This window comes from Pseudomonas brassicacearum, from assembly GCF_003732265.1.
GTDB classification, from domain to species: Bacteria; Pseudomonadota; Gammaproteobacteria; order Pseudomonadales; family Pseudomonadaceae; genus Aquipseudomonas; species Aquipseudomonas brassicacearum_D.
The window spans coordinates 1-511 of sequence record NZ_MOBK01000205.1 but is presented as its reverse complement, the minus strand read 5'-3'; the positions used below and the strand labels follow the sequence as shown (position 1 = coordinate 511).

Genomic DNA, 511 nt, shown 5'->3' with positions numbered 1-511 from the left:
GCGCTCGCTTAAAGTCCTGATACTTGAACCCAATCCGTTCCAGCTGATGGCATTGCATCAAATGCTCAATGCCATTGGCATCTATGACGTACTGACGGCGCCGTCGCTGGCGTCGGCCCTGTCTTCACTGGGCCATCGCGGCGTGGTCGATATCGCCATTTGCGATCCGCAGCTCAAGGGCGGCGATGGCCTGGCATTGATCCAGCATCTGGCGGTTCAGCATGAGGCCCGCGCGCTGATCCTGCTGGGAACGGTCGCGCCAAGCCTGCTGAACGATCTTGAACCCTTGCTGAGCGAACACAGAATGCGGCTGTTGGGACGCCTGCAAACCCCGGTGTCGGCGGTACTGATGCGCGGTTTGCTCGACAGCTACCTGATCGCCGCGTCGCCATCCGTGCGGGTTTGACGGGGACGGATATTTTTCTGTCATCTTCGCCGTGCATGCTCTGACAGACCGGTGACACTCCAGGAATGGGGCAATCGGTATGCAGAACTTTCTTCTCGGGCCGGT

Annotated in this window: 1 protein-coding gene; it reads left to right on the top strand. The window is 59.5% G+C overall.

What is annotated here, in order from left to right; translation table 11 throughout:
- The coding region (locus BK660_RS30860) for a response regulator (RefSeq protein ID WP_148057512.1) at window positions 1-406 on the top strand (406 nt) is incomplete at its 5' end.
- Window positions 407-511: the final 105 nt, after the last annotated feature.